At 59.4% G+C, this 21578-nt stretch carries 21 protein-coding genes and 3 pseudogenes; 3 read left to right on the forward strand and 21 right to left on the reverse strand.

From position 1 onward, the window contains the following. The 21 genes and pseudogenes from ACUVTA_RS02295 to oadA all read right to left on the reverse strand — a co-directional run. A pseudogene (locus ACUVTA_RS02295) lies at positions 1 to 425 on the reverse strand (SpoIVB peptidase S55 domain-containing protein); the annotation flags it as partial. After that, positions 373 to 717, reverse strand: coding sequence for a SpoIVB peptidase S55 domain-containing protein (locus tag ACUVTA_RS02300; protein ID WP_445951370.1), 345 nt, complete (start codon positions 715 to 717; stop codon positions 373 to 375). The gene ACUVTA_RS02300 and the pseudogene ACUVTA_RS02295, both read right to left, overlap by 53 nt. Before the next feature lie 56 nt (positions 718 to 773). After that, positions 774 to 1112, reverse strand: a complete 339-nt coding sequence (locus ACUVTA_RS02305) for a hypothetical protein (RefSeq protein WP_445951371.1) — start codon at positions 1110 to 1112, stop codon at positions 774 to 776. A 155-nt stretch (positions 1113 to 1267) separates the two neighbouring features. Next, on the reverse strand, positions 1268 to 2941 hold the full coding sequence (gene recN, locus ACUVTA_RS02310) for a DNA repair protein RecN (RefSeq protein ID WP_445951372.1): 1674 nt from the start codon (positions 2939 to 2941) through the stop codon (positions 1268 to 1270). Further along, positions 2941 to 3408, reverse strand: coding sequence for an arginine repressor (argR, locus tag ACUVTA_RS02315; protein ID WP_445951373.1), 468 nt, complete (start codon positions 3406 to 3408; stop codon positions 2941 to 2943). The genes recN and argR overlap by 1 nt, the downstream gene beginning before the upstream one ends. Positions 3409 to 3421: 13 nt before the next feature. Next, the gene (locus ACUVTA_RS02320) at positions 3422 to 4297 is read right to left on the reverse strand and encodes an NAD(+)/NADH kinase (RefSeq protein WP_445951374.1); all 876 of its coding nucleotides are present in this window, start codon (positions 4295 to 4297) and stop codon (positions 3422 to 3424) included. Between the two features lie 69 nt (positions 4298 to 4366). Continuing rightward, on the reverse strand, positions 4367 to 5173 hold the full coding sequence (locus ACUVTA_RS02325) for a TlyA family RNA methyltransferase (protein ID WP_445951375.1): 807 nt from the start codon (positions 5171 to 5173) through the stop codon (positions 4367 to 4369). After that, positions 5170 to 7062: a 1-deoxy-D-xylulose-5-phosphate synthase gene (gene dxs / locus ACUVTA_RS02330; RefSeq protein WP_445951376.1), complete on the reverse strand. Its 1893-nt coding sequence runs from the start codon at positions 7060 to 7062 to the stop codon at positions 5170 to 5172. The genes ACUVTA_RS02325 and dxs overlap by 4 nt, the downstream gene beginning before the upstream one ends. Next, positions 7040 to 7630: a hypothetical protein gene (locus ACUVTA_RS02335; RefSeq protein ID WP_445951377.1), complete on the reverse strand. Its 591-nt coding sequence runs from the start codon at positions 7628 to 7630 to the stop codon at positions 7040 to 7042. The genes dxs and ACUVTA_RS02335 overlap by 23 nt, the downstream gene beginning before the upstream one ends. 789 nt (positions 7631 to 8419) lie before the next feature. Then, on the reverse strand, positions 8420 to 9313 hold the full coding sequence (locus ACUVTA_RS02340; RefSeq protein WP_445951378.1) for a polyprenyl synthetase family protein: 894 nt from the start codon (positions 9311 to 9313) through the stop codon (positions 8420 to 8422). Then, positions 9270 to 9560 (reverse strand): exodeoxyribonuclease VII small subunit, encoded by a 291-nt coding sequence (gene xseB, locus ACUVTA_RS02345; RefSeq protein ID WP_445951379.1) that lies wholly within the window; start codon positions 9558 to 9560, stop codon positions 9270 to 9272. The genes ACUVTA_RS02340 and xseB overlap by 44 nt, the downstream gene beginning before the upstream one ends. A 69-nt stretch (positions 9561 to 9629) precedes the next feature. Further along, the gene (locus ACUVTA_RS02350) at positions 9630 to 10163 is read right to left on the reverse strand and encodes a DUF4416 family protein (protein WP_445951380.1); all 534 of its coding nucleotides are present in this window, start codon (positions 10161 to 10163) and stop codon (positions 9630 to 9632) included. Between the two features lie 207 nt (positions 10164 to 10370). Then, a complete protein-coding gene (locus ACUVTA_RS02355) occupies positions 10371 to 11009 on the reverse strand; it encodes a cyclodeaminase/cyclohydrolase family protein (RefSeq protein ID WP_445951381.1) in 639 nt (212 codons plus the stop codon). A gap of 11 nt (positions 11010 to 11020) precedes the next feature. Continuing rightward, on the reverse strand, positions 11021 to 11869 hold the full coding sequence (locus tag ACUVTA_RS02360) for a bifunctional 5,10-methylenetetrahydrofolate dehydrogenase/5,10-methenyltetrahydrofolate cyclohydrolase (protein WP_445951382.1): 849 nt from the start codon (positions 11867 to 11869) through the stop codon (positions 11021 to 11023). 101 nt (positions 11870 to 11970) lie between these two features. Further along, positions 11971 to 13185 carry an exodeoxyribonuclease VII large subunit gene (xseA, locus tag ACUVTA_RS02365; protein WP_445951383.1) on the reverse strand — a complete coding sequence of 405 codons (1215 nt, stop codon included), beginning with the start codon at positions 13183 to 13185 and terminating at the stop codon, positions 11971 to 11973. A 190-nt stretch (positions 13186 to 13375) separates the two neighbouring features. Then, a complete protein-coding gene (nusB, locus tag ACUVTA_RS02370; RefSeq protein ID WP_445951384.1) occupies positions 13376 to 13798 on the reverse strand; it encodes a transcription antitermination factor NusB in 423 nt (140 codons plus the stop codon). Positions 13799 to 13807: 9 nt separating this feature from the next. After that, positions 13808 to 14017: a DUF2273 domain-containing protein gene (locus ACUVTA_RS02375; RefSeq protein ID WP_334109790.1), complete on the reverse strand. Its 210-nt coding sequence runs from the start codon at positions 14015 to 14017 to the stop codon at positions 13808 to 13810. A 15-nt stretch (positions 14018 to 14032) separates the two neighbouring features. Then, positions 14033 to 14569, reverse strand: coding sequence for an alkaline shock response membrane anchor protein AmaP (gene amaP, locus ACUVTA_RS02380; protein ID WP_445951385.1), 537 nt, complete (start codon positions 14567 to 14569; stop codon positions 14033 to 14035). 194 nt (positions 14570 to 14763) lie between these two features. Further along, positions 14764 to 15156, reverse strand: coding sequence for an Asp23/Gls24 family envelope stress response protein (locus ACUVTA_RS02385; RefSeq protein WP_445951389.1), 393 nt, complete (start codon positions 15154 to 15156; stop codon positions 14764 to 14766). A gap of 55 nt (positions 15157 to 15211) precedes the next feature. After that, the gene (gene accC, locus ACUVTA_RS02390; RefSeq protein WP_445951386.1) at positions 15212 to 16576 is read right to left on the reverse strand and encodes an acetyl-CoA carboxylase biotin carboxylase subunit; all 1365 of its coding nucleotides are present in this window, start codon (positions 16574 to 16576) and stop codon (positions 15212 to 15214) included. Between the two features lie 25 nt (positions 16577 to 16601). After that, positions 16602 to 18440, reverse strand: coding sequence for a sodium-extruding oxaloacetate decarboxylase subunit alpha (gene oadA / locus ACUVTA_RS02395; RefSeq protein WP_445951387.1), 1839 nt, complete (start codon positions 18438 to 18440; stop codon positions 16602 to 16604). Positions 18441 to 18969: 529 nt separating this feature from the next. Here oadA and ACUVTA_RS02400 point away from each other — a divergent pair. The 3 genes and pseudogenes from ACUVTA_RS02400 to ACUVTA_RS02410 form a co-directional block, all read left to right on the forward strand. Further along, a pseudogene (locus ACUVTA_RS02400) lies at positions 18970 to 21000 on the forward strand (4Fe-4S dicluster domain-containing protein). Next, entirely contained in the window at positions 20993 to 21160 is a 168-nt protein-coding gene (locus tag ACUVTA_RS02405; RefSeq protein WP_445951388.1) for a hypothetical protein, read from the forward strand. Before ACUVTA_RS02400 ends, ACUVTA_RS02405 begins: the two are co-directional and overlap by 8 nt. Positions 21161 to 21167: 7 nt before the next feature. Next, positions 21168 to 21578 (forward strand): annotated as a pseudogene (locus ACUVTA_RS02410) (hypothetical protein); the annotation flags it as partial.

Below are 21578 nucleotides of genomic sequence, written 5' to 3' on the forward strand. Positions count from 1 at the left end.
AACCCTTCTCTGGCGTGCTGATAAAAACGTGGGTCACCGCGCCGACCAGACGTCCGTCCTGAATCAAGGGACTCCCGCTCATTCCTTGAATGATCCCCCGGTAAAGCGCAACAACCGGGGATCAGTAACCCGCACAATAAGATCCTTCTTCCCTTTCTCGTAAAAAGGGTTTACCCGCTGAATCTCAACCTCGAACTTTCGAGCTTGCTCCCCGTAAGTACGGTGAGCATCTGCGCCCTTCCAGGGTGTACCCGGTAAGCAAAGGCCAAAGGAATAGGCGCACCGAAAAGAGGATGTGCCGGTACCCGGTTTAAATGGCCAAAAATGCCGTATTCGGTATTGGACTCTATCGTCCCCACAAGGGAAGAATTTTCATTGATAACCCCGATTTTTTCGCCTGGTTTGCCCTTTTGCCCCGGACGCACACCCTGGATTAAAGGCTTCTACCAGGGAGCCTTTAGCCAACTCCACGGGATGGGCGGTAGTCGCATCCATAACGACGTGCCCTAGAGCACCGTATATCTTCGTTTCTGGATGGTAAAAGGTGAGTGTACCAACGCCGGCGGTAGAATCCCTGATCAAAAGGCCGATCCGGTAGCAGCCCGCGCGCCGGCACAGGCGCGGGCGAACCTCAAAGCGGAGCAACCGCCCGCGCCGGTTCACCTGGAGAACAACAGGGCGGCCTTCTTGCCCGGCGCGGCGAATCGCTTCCTTCACCACCTAGTCGCTCGTCGCCGGCTGACCGTCGATGCTCAGGATCAGGTCCCCAATCATTAAACAATCATTAAACCCGCCCGGGCGGCCGGGCTTTCCCGTGAACCGTCCGGAGCAATAACGTCCGCATAGCCGATCACGACCACCCCTTTGGCATGCAGGAGCAACCCAACCGCCTGGCCGCCCGGGTAGACCCGCGGCACCGGCCGAACCTCAAAGACCAGGGTTTTAAGGGGAATAAGGCCGTGTAGAGCAACCCGCGCCTGAAAGATACCGGGAGCGGTAAACCGAAGCCCCGCGCCTAACGGCTGGCCTGCGCTACCACGTCTGCTATCTGCTGTCACCAAGACCAGGTGTTTCTGGATCGCCGGGGAAAAAGATTGTTGAAATTCAGCCATTCACCGAGGGCGAGGCTCTGTTTGACCGGCCAGAAAGCCGCGGCAAGATAGTTCAGGGTTAAAAAAGGAGAAAAAAGAAAAGACCGCGAAAAGCGCAGTTTTCGTGGCAATGTGACACCCCTCCGGGCAAATAATCTACCCGAAGGGGAAAAGCTTTATGTAGTTTCCGGTACAACTCGCTCGCTACCTTCTAGGAGTACCCGCGCGTGCTCCGCGGCGGTTTCGGGTGCTCCCCCTACCAGACGGGCGATCTCCGCCACCCGCGCCGCACCACTAACGGGGGTAACCCGGACCGTTGTACGCCCTGCCGTGATTTCCTTGGTGATAACGTAGTGAACGGTGCCCCGTGCGGCAACCACTGCCTGGTGGGTAATGCAAAGCACCTGCCGCTGTGCGGCAAGCAAATTGAGCCGGGAAGCGACCGCCTCGAGCGCCCGGCCGCTGATCCCGGTATCGACCTCATCGAGAAAAAGGGTCCCCACCTTATCGGCTGCTGCCGTAAGGACCTTCAACGCGAACAAGGTTCTGATAGCCTCTCCGCCAGAAGCGATTCGGGATAAAGGCTTGAGCGGTTCGCCTGGGTTAGGACTAAAGAGGAATTCCACTTCCTGCAAACCACGCGGGTTTGGAACCTGGGGTACGGGAGTAAAGGCGACCCGGAACGAGGTCCGCTCCATAGCCAAATAGGAAAGCTCCTCCTCTACCGCCCTCTCGAGCCGCCGGGCAGCCTTTTCCCGGCCTTCCTGCAGCTGAACCGCCGCCGCTTGCCACTCTGACAACCAGCGCGCCGCTTCCGCCTCTAGATCGGCCGCCATCTCCTCTTCCCGGGTTAACGTTTCCAGCGCAGCGGCCGCCTCCGCCCGGAAGCGCAGGATCGCCTCAACCGTTTCCCCGTACTTGCGGCTGAGACGCCGGAAAAGCTCCAATCTTTCCTCCACCAGATCGAGGCGGCGCGGGTCGCACTCTGCCTCGTCGGTTAGACGCTCTATTTCACGCGCTGCTTCTACAGCGAGAGCTGCCGCCTCTTGTAACGCCCGCGCGTAAGGCCCCATTTCCTCCCGGTACTTAGCAATCTCGGTCAAAATGGCCGCCGCCTTGCCTAGGCTTTCTACGGCCGCGTGATCGTCACCGGTTAAGAGCGCCCGCGCCCGGGCTCCCATCTCGGTCAGCCGGACCGCGTTTAGCAGCCACTCCCGCTCCCGGAGCAACTCTTCAATTTCTCCAGGGCGAAAGGCCGCGCGGTCGATTTCGGCGATCTGGTAGCGCAGGGTATCGGCCTCTCGCGCCCGCACCCGCGCCGCGTCTGCTGCCGCCACCGCTTTTTCCCGTGCTGTGTGCCAACGCCGGTAAAGCCTTTCCACCTCCCCGGCCAGCCTTCCTAGCCCCGCATAAGCATCGAGAACCGCTAGCTGCTTTGCCGGGGAAAGGAGCGCCTGTTCCTCCCCCTGGACCAGAAACTCGACTAACTCCTCTGCGGCCTCCCGGCAGAGGCTGAGCGGTACCGCGTGGCCGTTGACCCGGCAGAGGCTCTTACCCTGGCGGTACAACTCCCGGCAAAAAAAAAGATGCCCCTCCTCGAGCTCGATCCCGTTATCGGCCAGGCATTGCGGCACTTCCCGGACCGCGAACACCGCCTCGATGACCGCCTTTGTAGCGCCGGTCCGGATATAATCAGCAGCTGCTCGCTTACCCAGCGCCAGCATAAGCGCTTCGAGGATGATTGATTTTCCGGCGCCGGTCTCGCCTGTCAAAACGTTAAGCCCCGGACCGAACTCTGCCGTTAAGTCATCAATAAGCGCCACGTTTTTGATCGTTAAGCTCCGGAGCATTATTCCCGCTTCTCTCCCGCCAGCAGCGCTTGCAGCCGGTTTCGCACCTCGGCGGCGCGGCTTCGGGGTTTAGCGACGATCAAAAGGGTATCGTCCCCGGCCACCGTTCCGACAACCCCGGGCCATTCCACCTGATCGATTGCTGACGCCACACCCTGCGCGGCCCCCGGAAAAGTCTTGACAACTACTAAATTTTCACTCGTCTCTACGTCCAGCACCGCATCCCGGATTAGCCGGCGGAAACGTACCGCGTCAAGATCGCCTTTCCCCAGGGGCCGGGGGGCGACGTACCGTAGCCCACCATCTGCAGCGACCTTCACCAGCCCCAGTTCTCTGATATCCCGCGAAACTGTGGCCTGCGTAACCTTGAAACCAGCCGCGGCAAGCGCCCGTACCAGGTCCCGCTGGCTGGTAATGGGACGCTCCTTGATCAGCTGAAGGATTTTCTGCTGGCGTGCGCGTTTCATCCCCTTCTGCTCCTCACTGACGGCATTCTTCTATCCCGTGCAGCAGCAGTTTCCGGCGCAAAACGGCATAAAAGCTCCGCTCGCCGGTCCTAATCAGCCGCAGCGGCCGCGGATAGCGCCGCACAGTTAACCAGTCTCCGGCCAGCAGCGGCAGGTTTTCGTGCCCGTCAACCGAAAGGCCAAAGCCGGCGACGCTCGTCTCGAGAAAAACCTCCACCACCGCGCTGCCGCCCACCACCATCGGCCGCACCATATACGAATGAGCGCAGATGGGCGTGAGGATGATCGCGTCCACGCCAGGGGCGACCACCGGACCCCCGGCAGAAAAAGAGTAGGCGGTCGAACCGGTGGGAGTGGCGATGATGATCCCGTCGCCGTTATACTTCATCGCGCAGTGCCCGTCTACCCACACCTCCAGGTAACAGGGCCGGCTGAGTGCTCCTCGCCCCACGACGCAATCATTAAGCGCGACAACCTCCCGCACCGTAGCCCCTGCCCGTCGGATGCCGCCCCAGAGAAGCAGCCGCTCCTCGGTGCGGTAGCTCCCTGCTAAAACCTGCTCCAGTCCGGGAAAGAGCTCCTCCGGCCCGAGCTCGGTAAGAAAGCCTAAGCGTCCGAGGTTTATCCCTAACACCGGGATGCCGGCCGGAGCAGCAACCGGGACGCAAGAGAGAAGGGTCCCGTCCCCACCGAGGGAGAAAAGCGCCTCCGCCGCTTCCCGCATTGTTTTCCGGTCAACCCCTTCCATCCCCACCAGGCGGGCGTGTTCCTGTAGAACGAGCACCTTTATCCCGTGTTTAGCGAGAAAATGTACAATCTCCCGCGCTACCGGCGCAATTTTTTCTCCCAGCGCAGGGCTAAGAATCAGCCCGATGGTTTTAATACCCACCACATCTCACCACAAAAATCCTTTTTTCGACCGCACAAGCCGACAGCTTTAAGAGATTCTGGGGGACTGCTAACCTTTGAAGTAGCGCCAGGCCGTTGCCACCACCTCTTCCACCTTGCCGTCCCACGGACGCCCGGTAACCTTACTGAAGTAGATAAGAAACTCGATATTGCCTTCCGACCCGCGTAGCGGCGAGTAAGTCAGGCCCCGCACCTCCCAGCCGAGCGAGCCAATGAAAACGCTAATCTTCGCGCAGACGGCCACGTGCGCGGCCGGATCGCGTACCACACCCTTTTTGCCCACCTTGCCCCGCCCGGCTTCAAACTGGGGTTTGACCAGCGCAATACCCTGTCCCTCCGGCTTCAGCAGCACTCCTACGCAGGGCAGGACCTTCTCGAGCGAGATAAAGCTGACATCGACGGTGGCAAAGTCCGCAAGCTCACCAATCGCTTCGGGAGTAAGGTGGCGGATGTTGGTCCGCTCGAGAACGATGACCCGCGGGTCGGTTCGCAATTTCCAGGCCAGTTGCCCGTAACCGACATCCACCGCGAAAACCCGCCGCGCCCCAAATTGAAGGGCGCAGTCGGTAAAACCGCCCGTCGAAGCCCCCACGTCGATGACCACTAGCCCGCGAAGGTCAATCCTAAAAAAACGCAGCGCCTGCGCGAGCTTCAGCCCCCCGCGGGAGACATAGGGGAGCGTCTCCCCGCGCACCTCCATTCTATCTGCGGCGGAAACGAAACGGCCCGGCTTCTGCACGCAGAGGCCGTTCACGAAAACCTGGCCGGTAAGTATAGCCTGACGCGCCTGCTCGCGGCTAACAAAAAACCCTTTCTCCACCAGGGCCACGTCCAACCGCCGCCGGACAGCCATCACTTCTTCCTGGCGGCAACCCGCAACCGCCGCCGTGACTGGGTAACCGCCGCCACGATATTCTCGGCCGTCAGCCCGTATCTTTCCCGGAGGAAGGCCGGGGCGCCGTGCGGGACAAAGGTATCGTTGATCCCTAACCGGACGAGCTCCACATTGCCAAGCCCATTATCCATCAGGAGCTCAGCTACCGCGCTACCGAAACCGCCCGCCAGGATACCTTCCTCTACCGTTACCACCCGTCGCGTCCGCCGGGCAAAGCGCAGAAGGAGTGACGCATCGAGGGGCTTTACGAAGCGGGCGTTGATAACCGCCGCCTCGATCCCCTGCGCGGCCAGCCGCTCCGCTGCCTCAAGGGCCACAGCAACCGTGTTGCCAAGCGCGAAGAGGCTCACGTCTCTGCCGTCCCGGAGTACCAGCGCCTGGCCGAAGGGAAGCGGGCGCAGTTCCTTTTCTAACGTACACCCTGTCCCCCCGCCCCGCGGGTACCGGATCGCACAGGGACCGCCGTAAAGCAGGGCCGTCTTCAGCATGTGTTGCAGTTCGTTCTCGTCCATCGGCGCCATTAGCGCCATATTGGGGATCAAACGCAGGTAGGCGATATCGAATAGCCCTTGGTGCGTCGCGCCGTCCTCGCCCACGATGCCAGCACGGTCCAGGGCAAAAACGACCGGCAAACGCTGCAAGCAGACGTCATGCACGATCTGGTCGTAGGCCCGCTGTAAAAAGGTCGAATAGATAGCCACCACCGGCCGCCAGCCGCCGGCCGCGAGCCCGGCCGCCAACGTTACCGCGTGCTGTTCCGCGATGCCAACATCGAAGAAACGCTGGGGAAAACGCCGCGCGAAGGTCTTGAGCCCCGTACCGGTAGGCATAGCCGCAGTGATCGCTACAATACGGGGGTCTTCTTCCGCAAGGCGGACAAGCGTTTGGCCGAAAACCTCCGTATAGGTTATCTTCCCGCTCCCATAGACCTCTCCCGTCAGCGGGTCAAAGGGGCCAACCCCGTGAAAAGTGTCCGGGTCTTTTTCCGCCGGCGGGTAGCCTTTCCCCTTCCGCGTGACGACGTGGACCAGCACCGGGCCCTTGAGCCCCTTCGCTTTTTCTAAGGTTCGCAGCAGCGCGGGGATGTTATGACCGTCAACAGGTCCCAAGTAAGTATAACCAAGCTCTTCGAAGAACATTCCTGGAACCACTAAGTACTTCACGCTATCTTTTAAGCGCTCTAACACGCGGAGCATCCGCGGCCCGATCGCCGGTACTTTTTGAATCAAGGCTTCGAACTCCTCCCGGGACCGGTGGTACATCGGGTCTGTCCGAAGGCGGGTAAGGTAGCCAGCCAGGGCGCCGACGTTCTTCGAAATCGACATCTCGTTATCGTTAAGAACCACGATAAAGTTGGCCTTGATGTGGCCTGCGTGGTTGAGCGCTTCCAGCGCCATGCCCCCTGTTAACGCCCCGTCGCCGATCACCGCTACCACCGCGTAATCCTCCTGGTTAAAGTCCCGGGCTTTCGCCAGGCCCAGGGCCGCCGAAATGGAAGTACTGGCGTGGCCGGTGCCAAAGGCGTCGTAAACGCTCTCGTCCCGGCAGGGGTAGCCGCTTATCCCGCCGAACTGCCGTAAGGTGCTAAAGCGCTCCCGCCGGCCCGTAAGGATCTTATGCGCGTAACACTGGTGCCCAACATCCCAGACGATCTTATCCTGGGGCGTCTGAAAGACCCGGTGCAGCGCAATGGTAAGCTCTACCACCCCGAGATTCGGCGCTAAGTGCCCGCCCGTCTGAGCCACCGTTTCGATGATCAACTCCCGAAGCTCGGCCGCCAGCTGATGCAGTTCTTCTATTTTGAGCCGGCGCAGATCCTCCGGCGCGTTAACCTGCTCGAGAACGCTCAATCTGTCGCCCCTTCCTATTTACGGCGTTCTTTTTCCGACGTCCAAAGGGAGACTTTAGCCGCCCCCAGGCCGCCATTAGCCGTCCCGCCAAAAAAATAACCTGGTCCGGCTCGCTCACCGCCAACCGCTTGCCCGCAGCTTTTCCCACTACGGTCACGGAGGCGATAACCGCTGTGACCAGGATATTTAACCAGAGTTCGCTCAGCTCCGGCCACCGGGCCAACACCTGCGTTATAAGCGAAATACCGAGCGCACCGGCAACAGTTCCCGTAATATCGCCGATTATATCGTTAGTAAAATTAGCGACCTTATCCGCATGCCGCACCAACCAGAACCCTTCGGCAGCTCCGGAAACCTTGCGCGCCGCCATCGCGTTAAAGGTTGGCTCCGAAGCCGCCGTAGCCGCTGTACCTACAATATCAAAGATAACATTTGCCGCGATAATCAGAAAAAGAAAGCCGACCGCAAGCCCAACTGCCTCCATCCGGCGGACAAAGGTTTCCGCAATTAGCGCGCAGGATACGGTAGCGGCAAAAGTCCCCACCAGCACAAAAAGCAGGTGGCGCACAAAAGCGCCGCGGAGCCGGTTATTACCCAAATAGCTCTCACCTCGAAAAATACCGCAAAGTCAAAATGGGTAAGTGACAGCGCCCCAGGTAAACGCTGTAGCTTAGGTCCAGCAGGATTTCCCGGACGCCCACTGGCCGTCGCCGCGCCAGCGGTTTCCCTTTAAGAGCGTCCCCGGCCCGTCACCGCAACCGGGGCTGGATTGCCACTAAGCATACACTTTAATCCCTGGAGCGCCCCGAAAACCGGACAGCCTAGGGGTTTTCCCCTGACAGAACCGCCCTCCACCTAGCCCCTTTTGCAGCCAGGGTTTCAGCTAGCGGACCTCCAGGATGGGCCCATACCCGGCGGCCGCTTTTCTTTGCATCCACCCGGGCCACTCAAGGCAGGCTACGCTGTACGCAGCTTTCCACCACGTACAGGTTCTATCCCAAGCCATAGGCCGAAGCCCACGCACTTGGGTCTCCGCGGCGGGAGGGTCAACGCCCGCATGCCTTTGCGGGTCGCCCTTCCGCCTTAACTCCCAGTACCAGCCCCCGGCTGGGCGCCAGCAGCCAGCACCAGGAACTTCATCGGTGTGCCCTTGGCGGATTTTTAGGCCCGCCTTCAGTGGAGGCGTTCTGACTAGGATACTGCATCACTTACCCATTTTCGTTTTCAAAGGCCAAAATATTTCAAAGGCCAAAACAAATGGTTTCTAAAATATTATACCATAGACCGCCGGGATAAACAAATCCACGTCAGATGCCGCCAGCTCGCCCTGTAAATGAGCGACACGCAAAATCGGCCGTCAGTAATCGCGTGTCAGGATAAATTCCGCCGCCCCGCGCAAAAACGCGGCCGCGCTGCCAAATCCTTCTACCGCCGCCACCGCTTCCATGGCTGCCGCCCTGGCCCGCTCCCGCGCTGCTGCTAAGCCAAAAATCGCCGGATAGGTGAGCTTTTTCTTCCGCGCGTCGCTCCCGGCCCTCTTCCCCATTTTGGTCTCTTCCCCGACCACGTCCAAAATGTCGTCCGTAATCTGAAAAGCGAGGCCAAAACTCATTCCGAAACGCGTCAGAGCCGCCAGCGCTTCCTCAGAGGCACGCGACAGAATTGCTCCCGTGCGGACCGAAGCGACGAAAAGCGCCGCCGTTTTCCGGTGGTGAATCTCCTTGATCAGCTCTTCTGCCGGCGCCCCTGCTTCCGGAGACTTAATATCGAGTACCTGCCCGCCAACCATCCCTTCCGTTCCCGCCGCAACGGCTACCTCCCGCACCACCTTAAGGGCGTCCACAGGCGACACATCCGCTTCCAGCCCCGCCCGGGCGAGAAGGTCGAAGCCGAACGTCAGGAGAGCATCCCCGGCTAAAATCGCGATCGCCTCACCGAAGACCTTATGGGTAGTCGGACGCCCGCGCCGCAAATCGTCGTCGTCCATCGCCGGCAGGTCATCGTGAACCAGAGAATAGCAATGGATAAGCTCGATGCCGCAAGCAGCCGGAAGAACGGCCTCGACTTTGCCCCCAACCGCCTCCGCCGCCCCTAGCACCAGCGCCGGGCGGAGCCTTTTCCCGCCGGAGAGGACGCTGTACCGCATCGCCTGGTGAATAACCACCGGCGGCGTTAATTCCGGCGGGAGGTAAGCATCAAGGGCCTGATTAATCAGGTGTGCCTTTTCGGCTAAGGCCGCCTTGAAGTCCATTGGTGCGCTCCTTCGCCAGGCTCTCTACCGGAACGGCTACATTTTCCTGCCCTTCATCCGCGAGAAACAAGCATATCTTCTGTTCCGCCGCGGTAAGCAGTGCCCGGCACCGCCTCACTAATTCCATTCCTTCGGTAAACCGGGCAATGGCCGTATCAAGATCGAGATTACCCGCTTCGATCTCCTGGACAATCGCCTCTAACCGCCCAAGACACGCCTCAAAAGAAAGCTCTTTCTCCTGACTCACGTACCCAACTCCTTATGCTGCAACCAGTACTAATCAAAAGTATAACATAAATAGTTTACTTTAGGGAAGTTATCCCTGCTTTGCGGCCCGTAACTGCTCCCGGTAAAGCTCCCGGATATGCTCGAAAATCGCGCGGTACTCCAGGCTCGCGTAGTCCGGATAAGTCCAGGGCCACGGATGAAACCGCCCCCTGCGAAAGTAAAGGGTTACCTCGGCGTAGATGCCTTCCCCCAAATAAATCCGGTGGACGTTATCCTTGGTGGTGGCCAGCACTAATTTCGCGAGGCTTACGTAGCCAGGGTCAACGTTTACCCGCCGCCTCCCGGCATGCTGCCAGCGCGCCTCGGTTTCTATCGCCCAGCGTTTGAGCGCCACCAGCTCTGCCGCGTCGATAAGGCGGGGAAAAGCATAAAACCGCCGCTTTAGCCCCGGCCCCATTTCCCGTTCGTAATAGCGGGTCTGCTCAAACGCCAGCAACGGGCTTTCGTAGTCGGGCTCGCCCAGCCACCGGGCAAGCTCACCGGCCACCGCCGTTAGCAGCGTCTCATCCGCGCTAAAAATACCTACCACCGGTTTTACCGGTTCTGGCTTTACTCTTTCCATGCGGGTATCTTTGAGATTTCGCCACCCGGGCCTAAACTCCTCTTTAAATTCTCCCGCCAGTTCCCCCAATAAGAATTTTTGCGGTTCAACTTCTTATCCGCCATTTTCCCCGTAAAACAGAGGGCTGGGTTCCCTAGATGAAACACAAGAACCCCCGCTCCCGCACCGCAGGAAACCGGGGGTTTCAACTACAGGATAGGCTCCACCTTACCGGCCCGCGAGCCGCTCCCTCACGACCGCCACGGCCCGCTCCTTTACTTTCGCCGCCTCGCGGCTCAACTCCTCCCGCTTCGTTACCGCCTCCGCCGCGTATGACGCGTCCTTGATAAGCGGTACATTGATGTCAACGTTGAGCAGCGCGGCCTGAAGCGCCGCCTCGCCCAGATACGCAGCCACACCCGCATCGCTTACCGCGCCCTTGTTCCCCTTTAACGCCGCCTGTTCGGCAAGCCGGAGCACCTCGAGACAGCTACCAGCGATCTTAAGCGGGGTATCGGTTGTCTTTACCAGAGCCTCCTGCAGCCGCTGCGCCCGCTCCGCCTTTTGCTCCGCCGTTTCCTTTGGAAGCTTATAAACCGCCATAAAGGCGTTGAAGGCTTCCATATCCGCCGCTACCAGCGCCTCAAGCTCCTCGATTAGGGCCGCCGTTCTATCCAGCACAGTCTGCATCTCCGCCGCCACATCCTTGTATTTCTCCTTGCCGACAGTCAGGTTGGCAACCATGGATGCCATTGCCGCCGCCAGCGCGCCTGCCAGTGCCGCCACGCTCCCCCCGCCGGGCGTGGGGGCGCTCGACGCGGCCTCCTTTAAAAACTGCCTGATGCTCCAGTCGAAAACCTGCGCCATACTCCTGCCTCCTACACAACCCCTTGTAGGGCCATCGCCTTCAGGAGATTCTTCATGATCAAAGTGGTGGTCAGACTCCCGACGCCGCCCGGTACCGGCGTAATGTACCCCGCAACCTCTTTCACGCTCTCAAAGTCGACATCGCCACAAATCCCTTTATCCGTCTGGTTGATCCCCGCATCGACCACTACAGCGCCCGGCTTGACCATCGCCGCCTTGATAAGCCCGGCCCGGCCGGCAGCGGCGATGAGAATATCCGCCTGGCGAGTATGGGCCGCCATATCTACCGTTTTCGTGTGGCAGACCGTAATGGTGGCGTTCTTGCGGAGCATCATCAGCATCAGCGGCCGGCCCACCGTTTCTCCGCGCCCCACCAGTACGGCGTGCTTACCGGCAATCTCGATCCCGTAACGCTCCATAATCTCGATGCAGCTCTGGGGCGTCGCCGGGAAGAGCCCTTCTTCTCCCGCCAGGAGACGGCCACGGTTAACCGCCGTCATCCCGTCCACATCTTTGAGCGGCGCCAGGGCATCGAGAACCCGCCACTTGTTCACCTGTTTCGGGAGGGGAAACTCTACCAGGATGCCGTGCACGCCCGGATCTTCGTTAAGCCGCCTGATTAGGTCTATAACCGCAGCCTCCGGCGTATCACCCGGAAGATGGTGGAGCGCGTAGGCGATCCCTACCCCGGCGCAGGCCTTTTCTTTCGCCCGTGCGTAAACAACCGATCCCGGGTCATCACCCACCAGGATAGCAGTAAGCTTCGGCGTTATCCCGCGGGACACATACTTGGCCACCGCAGCCTTAATCTCTTCTTTAATCTGGGCCGCAAGCGCCTTGCCGTCGAGGATTACCGCCACGGCAAAAACCTCCCTTTTTTACCTTTTGGGGAAGTATAACCAGGGGAAAGCCCCTTGTCTACGCCGGCGGGGTAAACGGAATAAATGACGGTTCGAGAGGCTTAATTGGCATCGTCAACCGCAGTCTTTTCCACCCGGCAAAAAAGTCGCCCGCGGTGCAGAACCACCTCCACCGCTGTGCCGCACGCTACCCGAGCGGCATCGGTTACCAGGACGCCGGTTGCCGGGTCACGGCAGAGGCAATAACCCCGGGCAAGAGTCTTAAGCGGGCTTAGCGCGTCAAGCCTGCCACTTAGAACCGCCAGCGCCGCGTGCATCTTCTGCAGCCTGCCACGGAGCTCCCTTTCGAGCCGCAGCGCCAAGCTATCTACCGCTTGTGCCCGCCGCCCGCAGATCGTTTCCCAGGGACTGGTAAAAACGCGACTCTGCGCAACGTGCTGAAGGCGCAGCCGGAGCGCCACTACCCGCTGCCCCAGAGCAACTCTGAGCCTGCCAGCAAGGCCGGCCAGATTTTCCACCATCTCGCGCTGGTCGGGGACCACCATGGCCGCTGCCGCCGAAGGAGTCGCCGCCCGAGCGTCGGCCACCAGGTCCGCCAGCGTCTCGTCCCGCTCGTGTCCTACCGCCGCAACGACCGGTACCCGCGAAGCGAAAATGGCGCGCACGACCGTTTCCGTGTTGAAGGCCGCAAGCTCTTCGGAAGAGCCGCCGCCCCGCCCGGTAATGATCACCTCGACCCCGCCGTAGCGGTTCAGCCGCTCCAGCGCTGCCGCTATCTCCTGGGGCGCCTGGTCTCCCTGAACCGCACACGGGGCGATCACCACTTCAGCTAACGGCCAACGCTCCCGGAGGATTTTAACGATATCCCGCACGGCAGCTCCTTCCAGCGAGGTGGCTACCCCAATGCGCCGTGGGAAGCGGGACAGCGGCCGCTTACGCTGGGGGTTAAAGAGCCCTTCCCGTTCAAGCCGTGCTCTCAGCTCCCGCAGAAGGATGGCCTGTAGGCCAACGCCGTCGGGCTCCATTTCGGCGACGTATAGCTGGATGTTCCCGTCGCGCTCATAAAGGGATATCCGGCCGCGGGCCAGGACCGCCGCCCCGTTGGCCAGACAAAAGGAGAGGCTCGCCGCGCGCGAGCGAAACATTACCGCCTTTAACTGGCTCGCTTCGTCCTTCAGAGTAAAATAGAGGTGGCCGGCGCCGGAGACGCTTAAATTCGAAACCTCGCCCCGCACCCAGAACCCCGCCAGAACCGGGTCACCCTCGAGCAGGTCCCGGATACGGCCGACGACTTCACTCACCGTGAAAACAGGCATCAGGCAACCGCCTTTACACTTTTTGGCTTGCTAATAAATAGCGGCCTCAAATCTCCCCGGCCGCTACCCATCTACCTCTTCGGGAAAAGCTTTTCTTGCTTTCCCAAAAGTCTATCCCTTAAGCCTAACGTTGAACCCTGAACGCAAAACGGACCCCAGAGGTCCATCCCGCAAACCCAAACGCAGCCCCCTACCCCCTTGCCGCCCGGTACGTAGCAAGATTTTCCGCCACCTTGCCTAAAATCCCGTTAACAAAGCGCGGCGAGTCGGCGCCACCGTAGCGTTTAACTAATTCTACCGCCTCGTTGATGGCCACGTTGGGGGGAATATCCTCCCGGTAAAGCAGCTCGTAAAGCGCAAGCCGCATCACGTTCCGGTCCACGCTGTTCATCCGTTCGATGCGCCAGTCGCGGCTTAGCTCCTTAATGATGGCGTCGATCCGCTCCCGGTGTTGCAACGTCCCCCAAACCATGTCGCGGGCAAAATCGTGGTCGGGGCCCTCCACTCCCCGCTCCGCCATCGCCCGGGCAAAAACGGCTTCCACCTCGGCCTGCCCGAAGTCAACCTCAAAAAGAACCATAAAGGCCGCTTCTCTCGCCCTGCGCCGGCCCATATAAGCCTCCTACTTTTCCCGGAAAAGCCGGTCCCAAACATGAGCAAAATCGATCCGCTCATCGACCCGCTTGCCCACGTAATAGCCGATTCCCACGCAGACCGTGACAAAAACGGCCTTCCAGAAACCATAAACAATCGCAAACCAGCCAAAAGCGAGGCCCAGGGCCACGCCGATGATTTTCCCCCGGTGGTGCTCGAAAAACTCCCGGTAGTCCACCCTTAACCCCCGCTTTTACTCGACCCGCGGTTTGACAGCCGTGATGTTATCGACGAGAACGCGGACGTTCTGCACCGCAATTCCGGTGACTTCCCGGACCGTCTCCTTGACCTGGCGTTGAATCTCCTGGGAAACCTCGGGGATTTTAAGCCCCGGGGTGGTAACCAGCCTAACTCGGATTTCAACTCCCTCGGGCACCGTGACGACCCGCGGCCGCACTTCCCTTATTCCCGGAAAGGCGCTCACCACGCGCGTTACCAGGTTTTCGATCGCCCCTAAGGCCACCTGCACCTGGCCGAGGGAGTTTTCCTCGATGAGGGCCACCTTATCGTGCCGGCGCCCGGGTTTCACGCTGGTGTAAATCAGCCGGAGCCCCGCAACGATCAGGACCCCGAGCCCGGCGAAAACTATCTCCCGTCGCTCCGGCGCAAAAACTACCGCGGCAGCATCAAGCACCGGCCGCCATCCTAAGAGCGCAAGGAGAAAAGCGCCCCAAAAAAAGCTGGTAGCCAAGCCATAAAGCAATAAGAGACCGCGATCGAACGGTCCCAAATTATACCACTCCCTGAAAGCGTGCGTCGTTTAACATCGGCAATATGCAGCGCACCCGTCAAGGGAAACAAACGCTCCAATTTCTACGTCCGTGGCGCGATACTTTCTCGTCCTGGTCTTCAACGACTCCAACAGCGTTTCCGTCCTTGCCCCAGCCCGGTACACCTATCTCCCGAAATCCGACTTCTTGTCTCTTACCTCACCCTGCGTTCCTCTTCCTTATGCTCCTCGGGGAAAACTACGCTTTGAACATGCACGTTTACCTCCACGACGGCAAGCCCCGTCATCTCCTCAACCGCCCGCTTTACCGCCGCCTGGACCTGAGCAGCTACTTCCGCGATCCGCACCCCGTAATCAACAGCCACGAAAAGATCGATAGCGGCTTCCCGCTCCCCAACCTCCACCTTCACACCCTTGGCGAGATTCTTACGCCCCAAGAGCTCCGCGATGCCGCCCGCGATACCACCGCTCATCCCGGCAATACCCGGAACCTCCGTCGCCGCAAGCCCCGCAATGATACCTACCACTTCGTTCGCAATTCGTACCGCCCCCAGGTCACTACGTAACTCCTGCCCGCCAGCCTCAATGGGAGCCAAGGCGACCACCTCCTCAGTTTATTTTTATCATACTAAATTTTTCCCTCTAAAACAACTTTAATTCTTCCTCCGTCAAAATACGACGCTGGACGAAGTTGGTATAAACCTCGCCCCGGCGGAAAAAGGCGTTTTGCAGCACCCGCCGGTGAAAGGGGATCGTCGTGGGCACTCCCTCAATGATGAACTCCTCGAGGGCGCGCTCCATCCGCGCAATCGCCTCTTCGCGGTCCCGGCCCCAGGCGATCAGCTTGGCAATAAGCGAATCGTAGTAAGGCGGGATCACGTAGCCGGAATAGACAGCGGAATCGACCCGGATACCCGGCCCACCCGGCGGCAAGTAGGTAGCGACCCTCCCGGGACAGGGCGCAAAGTTCCGCACCGGATCCTCCGCGTTGATCCGACACTCGATCGCCCAGCCCTCAATCCGGATGTCCGCCTGTCGGTAGCCTAAGGGCTCACCCGCTGCAATCCGGATCTGCTCCTTAACCAGGTCCCGCCCGGTGACCATTTCGGTGACCGGGTGTTCGACCTGAATCCGCGTATTCATCTCGATGAAATAAAAATTGTTGTGCTTGTCGAGCAGGAACTCGACCGTCCCGGCGCTGTAGTAACCGACGGCCCGCGCTGCCCGCACCGCAGCCTCCCCCATTTTCTTCCGCAGTGCCGGCGTTAGCGCTACAGAAGGCGCTTCTTCCAAAAGTTTCTGGTTGCGCCGCTGGATAGAACAGTCCCGCTCACCTAAATAAACGATGTTCCCCTGTTGATCACCTAAAACCTGAAACTCGATGTGGCGCGGCTCCTCGACATATTTTTCCAGGTAAACCTCCTGGTTCCCGAAAGCGGCTTCCGCCTCCGCTTGCGCCGATTTTAGGGCCCTTTCGAGTTCCGCCTGGTTGTGCACAACCCGCATCCCCCGACCACCCCCACCGGCCGAAGCTTTGATGAGCACCGGATAGCCGATCTCTCTAGCGAGGGCGAGCGCATCCGCCGGATCCCGGATCACCCCCTCCGATCCCGGCACTACCGGAACACCGGCCTCCGCCACCGTTTTCCGGGCTACTGCTTTAGCCCCCATCTTCTCGAGCGCCACGACGGGCGGCCCGATAAAAGTTATCCCGTAGTTAAGGCATATTTCTGCAAAACTGGCGTTCTCCGCTAAAAAACCATATCCCGGATGTATCGCCTCGGCCCCCACCACCTCGGCAACGCTAACGATGTTGGCGATATTGAGATAGCTCTTCGTCGCCGGCGGTGGCCCGATGCAGAAGGCCTCGTCCGCCAGTCGCACCGGGAGGCTTTCCCTGTCCGCCTCCGAGTAGACGATCACGGTCTTAATCCCAAGTTCCTTGCAGGCCCGAATAATCCGAAGCGCAATCTCACCCCGGTTGGCGATCAGAATCTTATTAAACATGGAGGCTCCTCCACTACTAAAAGAGTTACTTTTTCTCGCGGATTAGGAAGAGAGGCTGCCCGTACTCCACCGGCTGGGCATTCTCCACCAGGATATCGACGATCTCCCCGGCAACCTCCGCCTTAATCTCGTTCATCAGCTTCATCGCCTCAATGATGCAGAGAACCTGCCCCTTTTCAACCTTATCGCCCACTTGTACGTAAGGTGGCGCATCCGGCGCCGGTGCGCGGTAAAAAGTCCCAACCATTGGCGCTTTAACCGTATAAAGCTCCTCTTGGGGCGCCGCCAGAGGTGCTGCCGCGACTGAGGGCGGCGATGCGGGCCGTGCCGCCGCCTCTCCGGCTGCCCCAGTATGGCCACCCTTGCGGATGGTAAGTTTCATCCCCGCACTTTCGAGTGAAAACTCCGTTACGTCACTTTCCTTCAGGAGCTTCAGGAGTTCCCGAATCTCCTCTAATTTCATCCCTTTTGCCTCCTTCACGAGATTTGCTCCTTTTTTCTCCGCCATCTGTTCGGCTATGACCCTAAGTTTCCCCGCCTTGCGCGCCTCGAAGAAGCGCCGTGCCACCTGGGGGAAAAGTGCGTAAGAGATAACGTCCTCTTCCGATTGGGCCAGATCCCCGATCTCTTCCCTTAGTTTTTCCAGTTTTGGTTCTAGCAAGTCGGCCGGCCGGCAGGTAATCGGCTCCCGGTCACCAAGGATCTTTTTTTGCACTTCAGGATCGATGGGCGCCGGGGGCCGGCCATAGTATCCCTGGACGTAGCGCCGCACTTCCTCAGGAACAAGCTTATAACGCTCCCCGGTGAGGACATTTAGCACTGCCTGCGTGCCGACGATCTGGCTCGTAGGCGTAACCAGCGGGGGGTAGCCAAGCTCCGCCCGCACCCGCGGGATTTCGTCGAGAACCTCCTGCAGCCTGTGGATCGCCTTCTGTTCCTGGAGCTGGGTCACCAGGTTGGAGATCATGCCGCCCGGTACCTGGTGATCGAAAACCCGCATGTCGTGGATGCGCGTTACCCCCCGCTCAAAGCCCCGCTTTTTGCGTAACTCCTCAAAGTACTGCGCAATCTCAAAGAGTTCCTTGATGTCGAGCCCCGTATCGTAAGGCGTGCCCTTAAGTGCCCGGACTATCGTCTCTACCGGCGGCTGGGAAGCACCAAAGGCCAGGGGTACCGAGGCCGTATCGATTACGTCGACGCCTGCCTCTGCCGCCTTCAGGTAAGCGCCAACGGCCATGCCGCCGATATAGTGGCAGTGGAGCTGAACCGGGATACCGAGTTCCTTTTTAAAAAGGCTAACCAACTCGTAAGCCCGGTAAGGGGCCATTATCCCGGCCATATCTTTAATACAGATCGAGTCCGCACCCAACTCCGCAAGCTTCCGCGCTGTCTCCAGGTAATGCTCAATGGTATGCACCGGACTTAAAGTATAAACAACCGTAGCCTGAACATGCGCGCCGGCCTCTTTCGCCACCTTCATGGTAAACTCAAGGTTGCGGATATCGTTCAAAGCGTCAAAAATTCTGATGATGTCAATCCCGTTTGCCACCGCCTTCCGGACGAAGGCTGCCGCCACATCGTCCGGGTAGTGGCCGTAACCGACAAGCGATTGGCCCCGCAAGAGCATCTGCAGCGGTGTCCGGCGGGCACGTTTCTTAATCTCCCGTAACCGCTCCCACGGATCCTCGTAAAGATAGCGGAGACAAACATCGAAGGTCGCCCCGCCCCACACCTCGAGCGAGTGGTAACCGACCTGGTCGAGTCGCTCCACAATCGGCAGCATATCCTCCGTCCGCATCCGGGTCGCCCACAGGCTCTGGTGCCCGTCCCGCAAGGTTGTGTCCGTAATTCTTAACGGACGCATCGTATTCTCCCCCCATCCCCAACAAAAACGCAAAAATAACCGGCGCTTAAAACCTGGTGATAATTATAATGCAAAGGGCGGAGCGTTGGAAACAGTGGTAACTCAAGTATACAATAAACGTTTCGGTTTTGCGGCGACGCCGCATCCGGCCAGGCGCTTCACCAACGGACTTTCGTAGTAACCCCAGGACGAACGGCAACGTCGCGCCCACCCTTAGAAGCATTATGGCCGCGGCTGAATCTCATTTTCTTTTTTAGCAAATAAAGAAGGATTTTGTCCAATTGCTGTCGAAATTTTCGAAGCCGCACGTAATCAGGGCAGAGCGTCTCTACCTGAATTTCTGTATCCTTACTAACCGGGCTCACAGGCAGCGTTACCCCATTTCTACAAGGGCGGCGGTCCTGCGCGTGCATACTGGTGAAAGGGGGTTGGTTGTGGCGTTTATCTCGCGATAAATAGAGCGATTAAGGATCCCAAGACGAAAAAAGAAGAGCCCAGATATAACCGTTAACGCGAAGGAGGGATCGGGTTGCCTAAAATAGGCGTTTACATCTGCCACTGTGGCGAAAATATCGCTGGTGCTGTGGACATTGCCGAAGTCAAAAAGTATGCCGGTGGTCTTCCAGGGGTTGCGCTCGTACGCGACTATCTTTTTATGTGTTCTGACCCGGGCCAGGACCTGATCAAGCAGGATATCAAAGAAGGACTAATCGACCGGGTGGTGGTAGCCGCCTGCACTCCCCGCACCCACGAGCCGATTTTCCGCAAGGCCGTCGAAGACGCCGGACTTAACCGGTACCTCTTCGAAATGGCTAATATCCGGGACCAGGACAGCTGGGCCCACTGGCACGATAAGCGGGGCGCTACGGAGAAGGCCAAAAGGCTCATCGCTAGCGCCGTGGCGAAGGCAGCCCTCTTAGAGCCGCTCACCGACCGTTACGTGGACGTGACGAAGGCGGCTCTCGTCGTCGGCGGGGGCGTAGCCGGCATGTTTGCCGCCCTTGACTTGGCCAATATGGGTTATAAGGTTTACCTCGTTGAGAAAAGGCCCTCCATCGGCGGCAACATGGCTAAGCTCGACAAAACCTTCCCGACCAACGACTGCTCCGCCTGCATCCTTACCCCCGTCATGGTTCAGGGGGCACGCACCCGAATATCACGCTGCTCACCTACGCGGAAGTCGAAGCGGTCGACGGTTCCATCGGTAATTTAAGGTTAAGGTAAGAAGAAGGCAGACCTACATTGAATGGGATAAATGCACCGGCTGCGGTGCCTGCGTCGAAGCCTGCCCAGCCAAAGTGCCCGACGAGTTCAACGAGGGCATGAGCAACCGGAAGGCGATCTACATCGAGTTCCCGCAGGCGGTGCCCAAGAAGGCGGTCGTCGACATCGCCCACTGCATCAACTGCGCGAAGCGGACTTCCGGCACCCAACCGCGCATCCATTCTAAGACCGGAGAGCCCATCCTGGCGCCATGCGAGAAGGCCTGCCCCACGGGCGCCTGCGACCGCTCGCTACTATATAACCCGGACGGGGAGATCATCGAGCGCAACGTAGATACGATCATCGTCGCCACCGGCTACAAAGTCATGGATAAGGCTCCTTTCAAAGAGTACTCCCCCCAGTCGCCCAACGTGCTTACCGCCATGCAACTCGAGCGTCTCCTTTCGGCAACCGGACCTACCGAAAGCGAATTCAAGCGCCCCTCAGACGGGAAAAAGCCCAAGACGGTGGCCTTTATCTCCTGCGTCGGCAGCCGGGATAAGAACCACCATCCTTACTGCTCCAAGGTCTGCTGCATGTACATGCTGAAAGAGGCGCGGCTCATCAAAGAAAAATACCCGGAAACGAACGTCTACATCTTCTTTATCGACGTACGGACCGGCGGCAAAGACTTTGAAGAATACTACACCTACTGCCGCGACCTGGGGATTAAGATTGTGCGGGGCCGCGTGGGTGCCGTGGACGAACTCGCCGGCGACCGCCTGCGCGTGCGCGCCTACGATGTGGATATGGCCGCGCCCGTCGAACTCGAAGCGGACCTGGTGGTTCTCGCCACCGCCATCGAACCGGCGCCGGGGCTTGAGGAACTCGGCCGCCGGCTCGGCATCACCTGCGGCAGCGAAGGCTTCTTGAAAGAAGTCCACACCAAGCTCTACCCGGTGGAAACACCAGTAAAGGGCATCTACATCGCCGGGTGCGCGCAGGGCCCCAAAGACATCCCCGAATCGGTCTCGCAGGCGCGCGCGGCAGCCGCGGCGGCAGCGGTACCGCTCACCGCCGGAAAGGTGCTCGTCGAACCGCTGATTTCTGAAACCAACGTCGAAAGGTGCAGTGGCTGCGGTCTCTGCGTGCCGCTCTGCCCTTATTCGGCCATTAGCATGGTGCAATACGGTGATAAGCTGCGGGCCAAGATTGACCCGGCCTTCTGCGCCGGCTGCGGCGTTTGTGCGGCAGCTTGCCCCTCCCGGGCGATCACGCTCTCCACGGTTTCACCACGGCGCAGATCGAAGCCCAAATCGAGGCCCTAACTTTCAGCGGGGGTGATCTAAATGTCTAACGCTGCGGCCGCTGTACCAGAGGTCATTAATCTTTCCGCAGGCGAAAAAGGCTTTGTCGACGAAATCAAGGCGCTCGGCGTCACCCACATCCTCGATTGCATCCAGTGCGCCAAGTGCGCCGCCTGTCCGATGGCCCTTGCCGGTTTCCCGTTTTTTTAATAAGCAGGTGATCCAGGCCATCCTGCTTGGTTTGAAGGAGATGCTTCTCGACGATACCTCCATCTGGGCCTGCCAGTCCTGTAACCGTTGTACCGAGGTCTGTCCCCGAAAGGTAAATCCCTTCGAGGTAATGCAGGCCATGCGCCGCGTAGCCGTCAGAGAATTCGCCCTCCCCACTCTGGCCATTGAAGGAATAAAGTCGCTTTACGATACCGGCCACGCGGTTTATCTCGCGCAGGCGCACGAGAACCGGGTGAAGGTCGGCCTGCCGCAGAAGTCCCCGTCAACGGTTGCGCATCCAACAGCTTTACGCGAGTTACAGGCGTTACTCGAGCAAACCGCTCTGGCTGACCTGGGCATCATCCGGGACAGCTTCTTCAACCTCTTCAGGTTCCTCTCCAAGCTCTTGGGTGCTTCG

Source organism: Thermodesulfitimonas sp. (genome assembly GCF_052743955.1).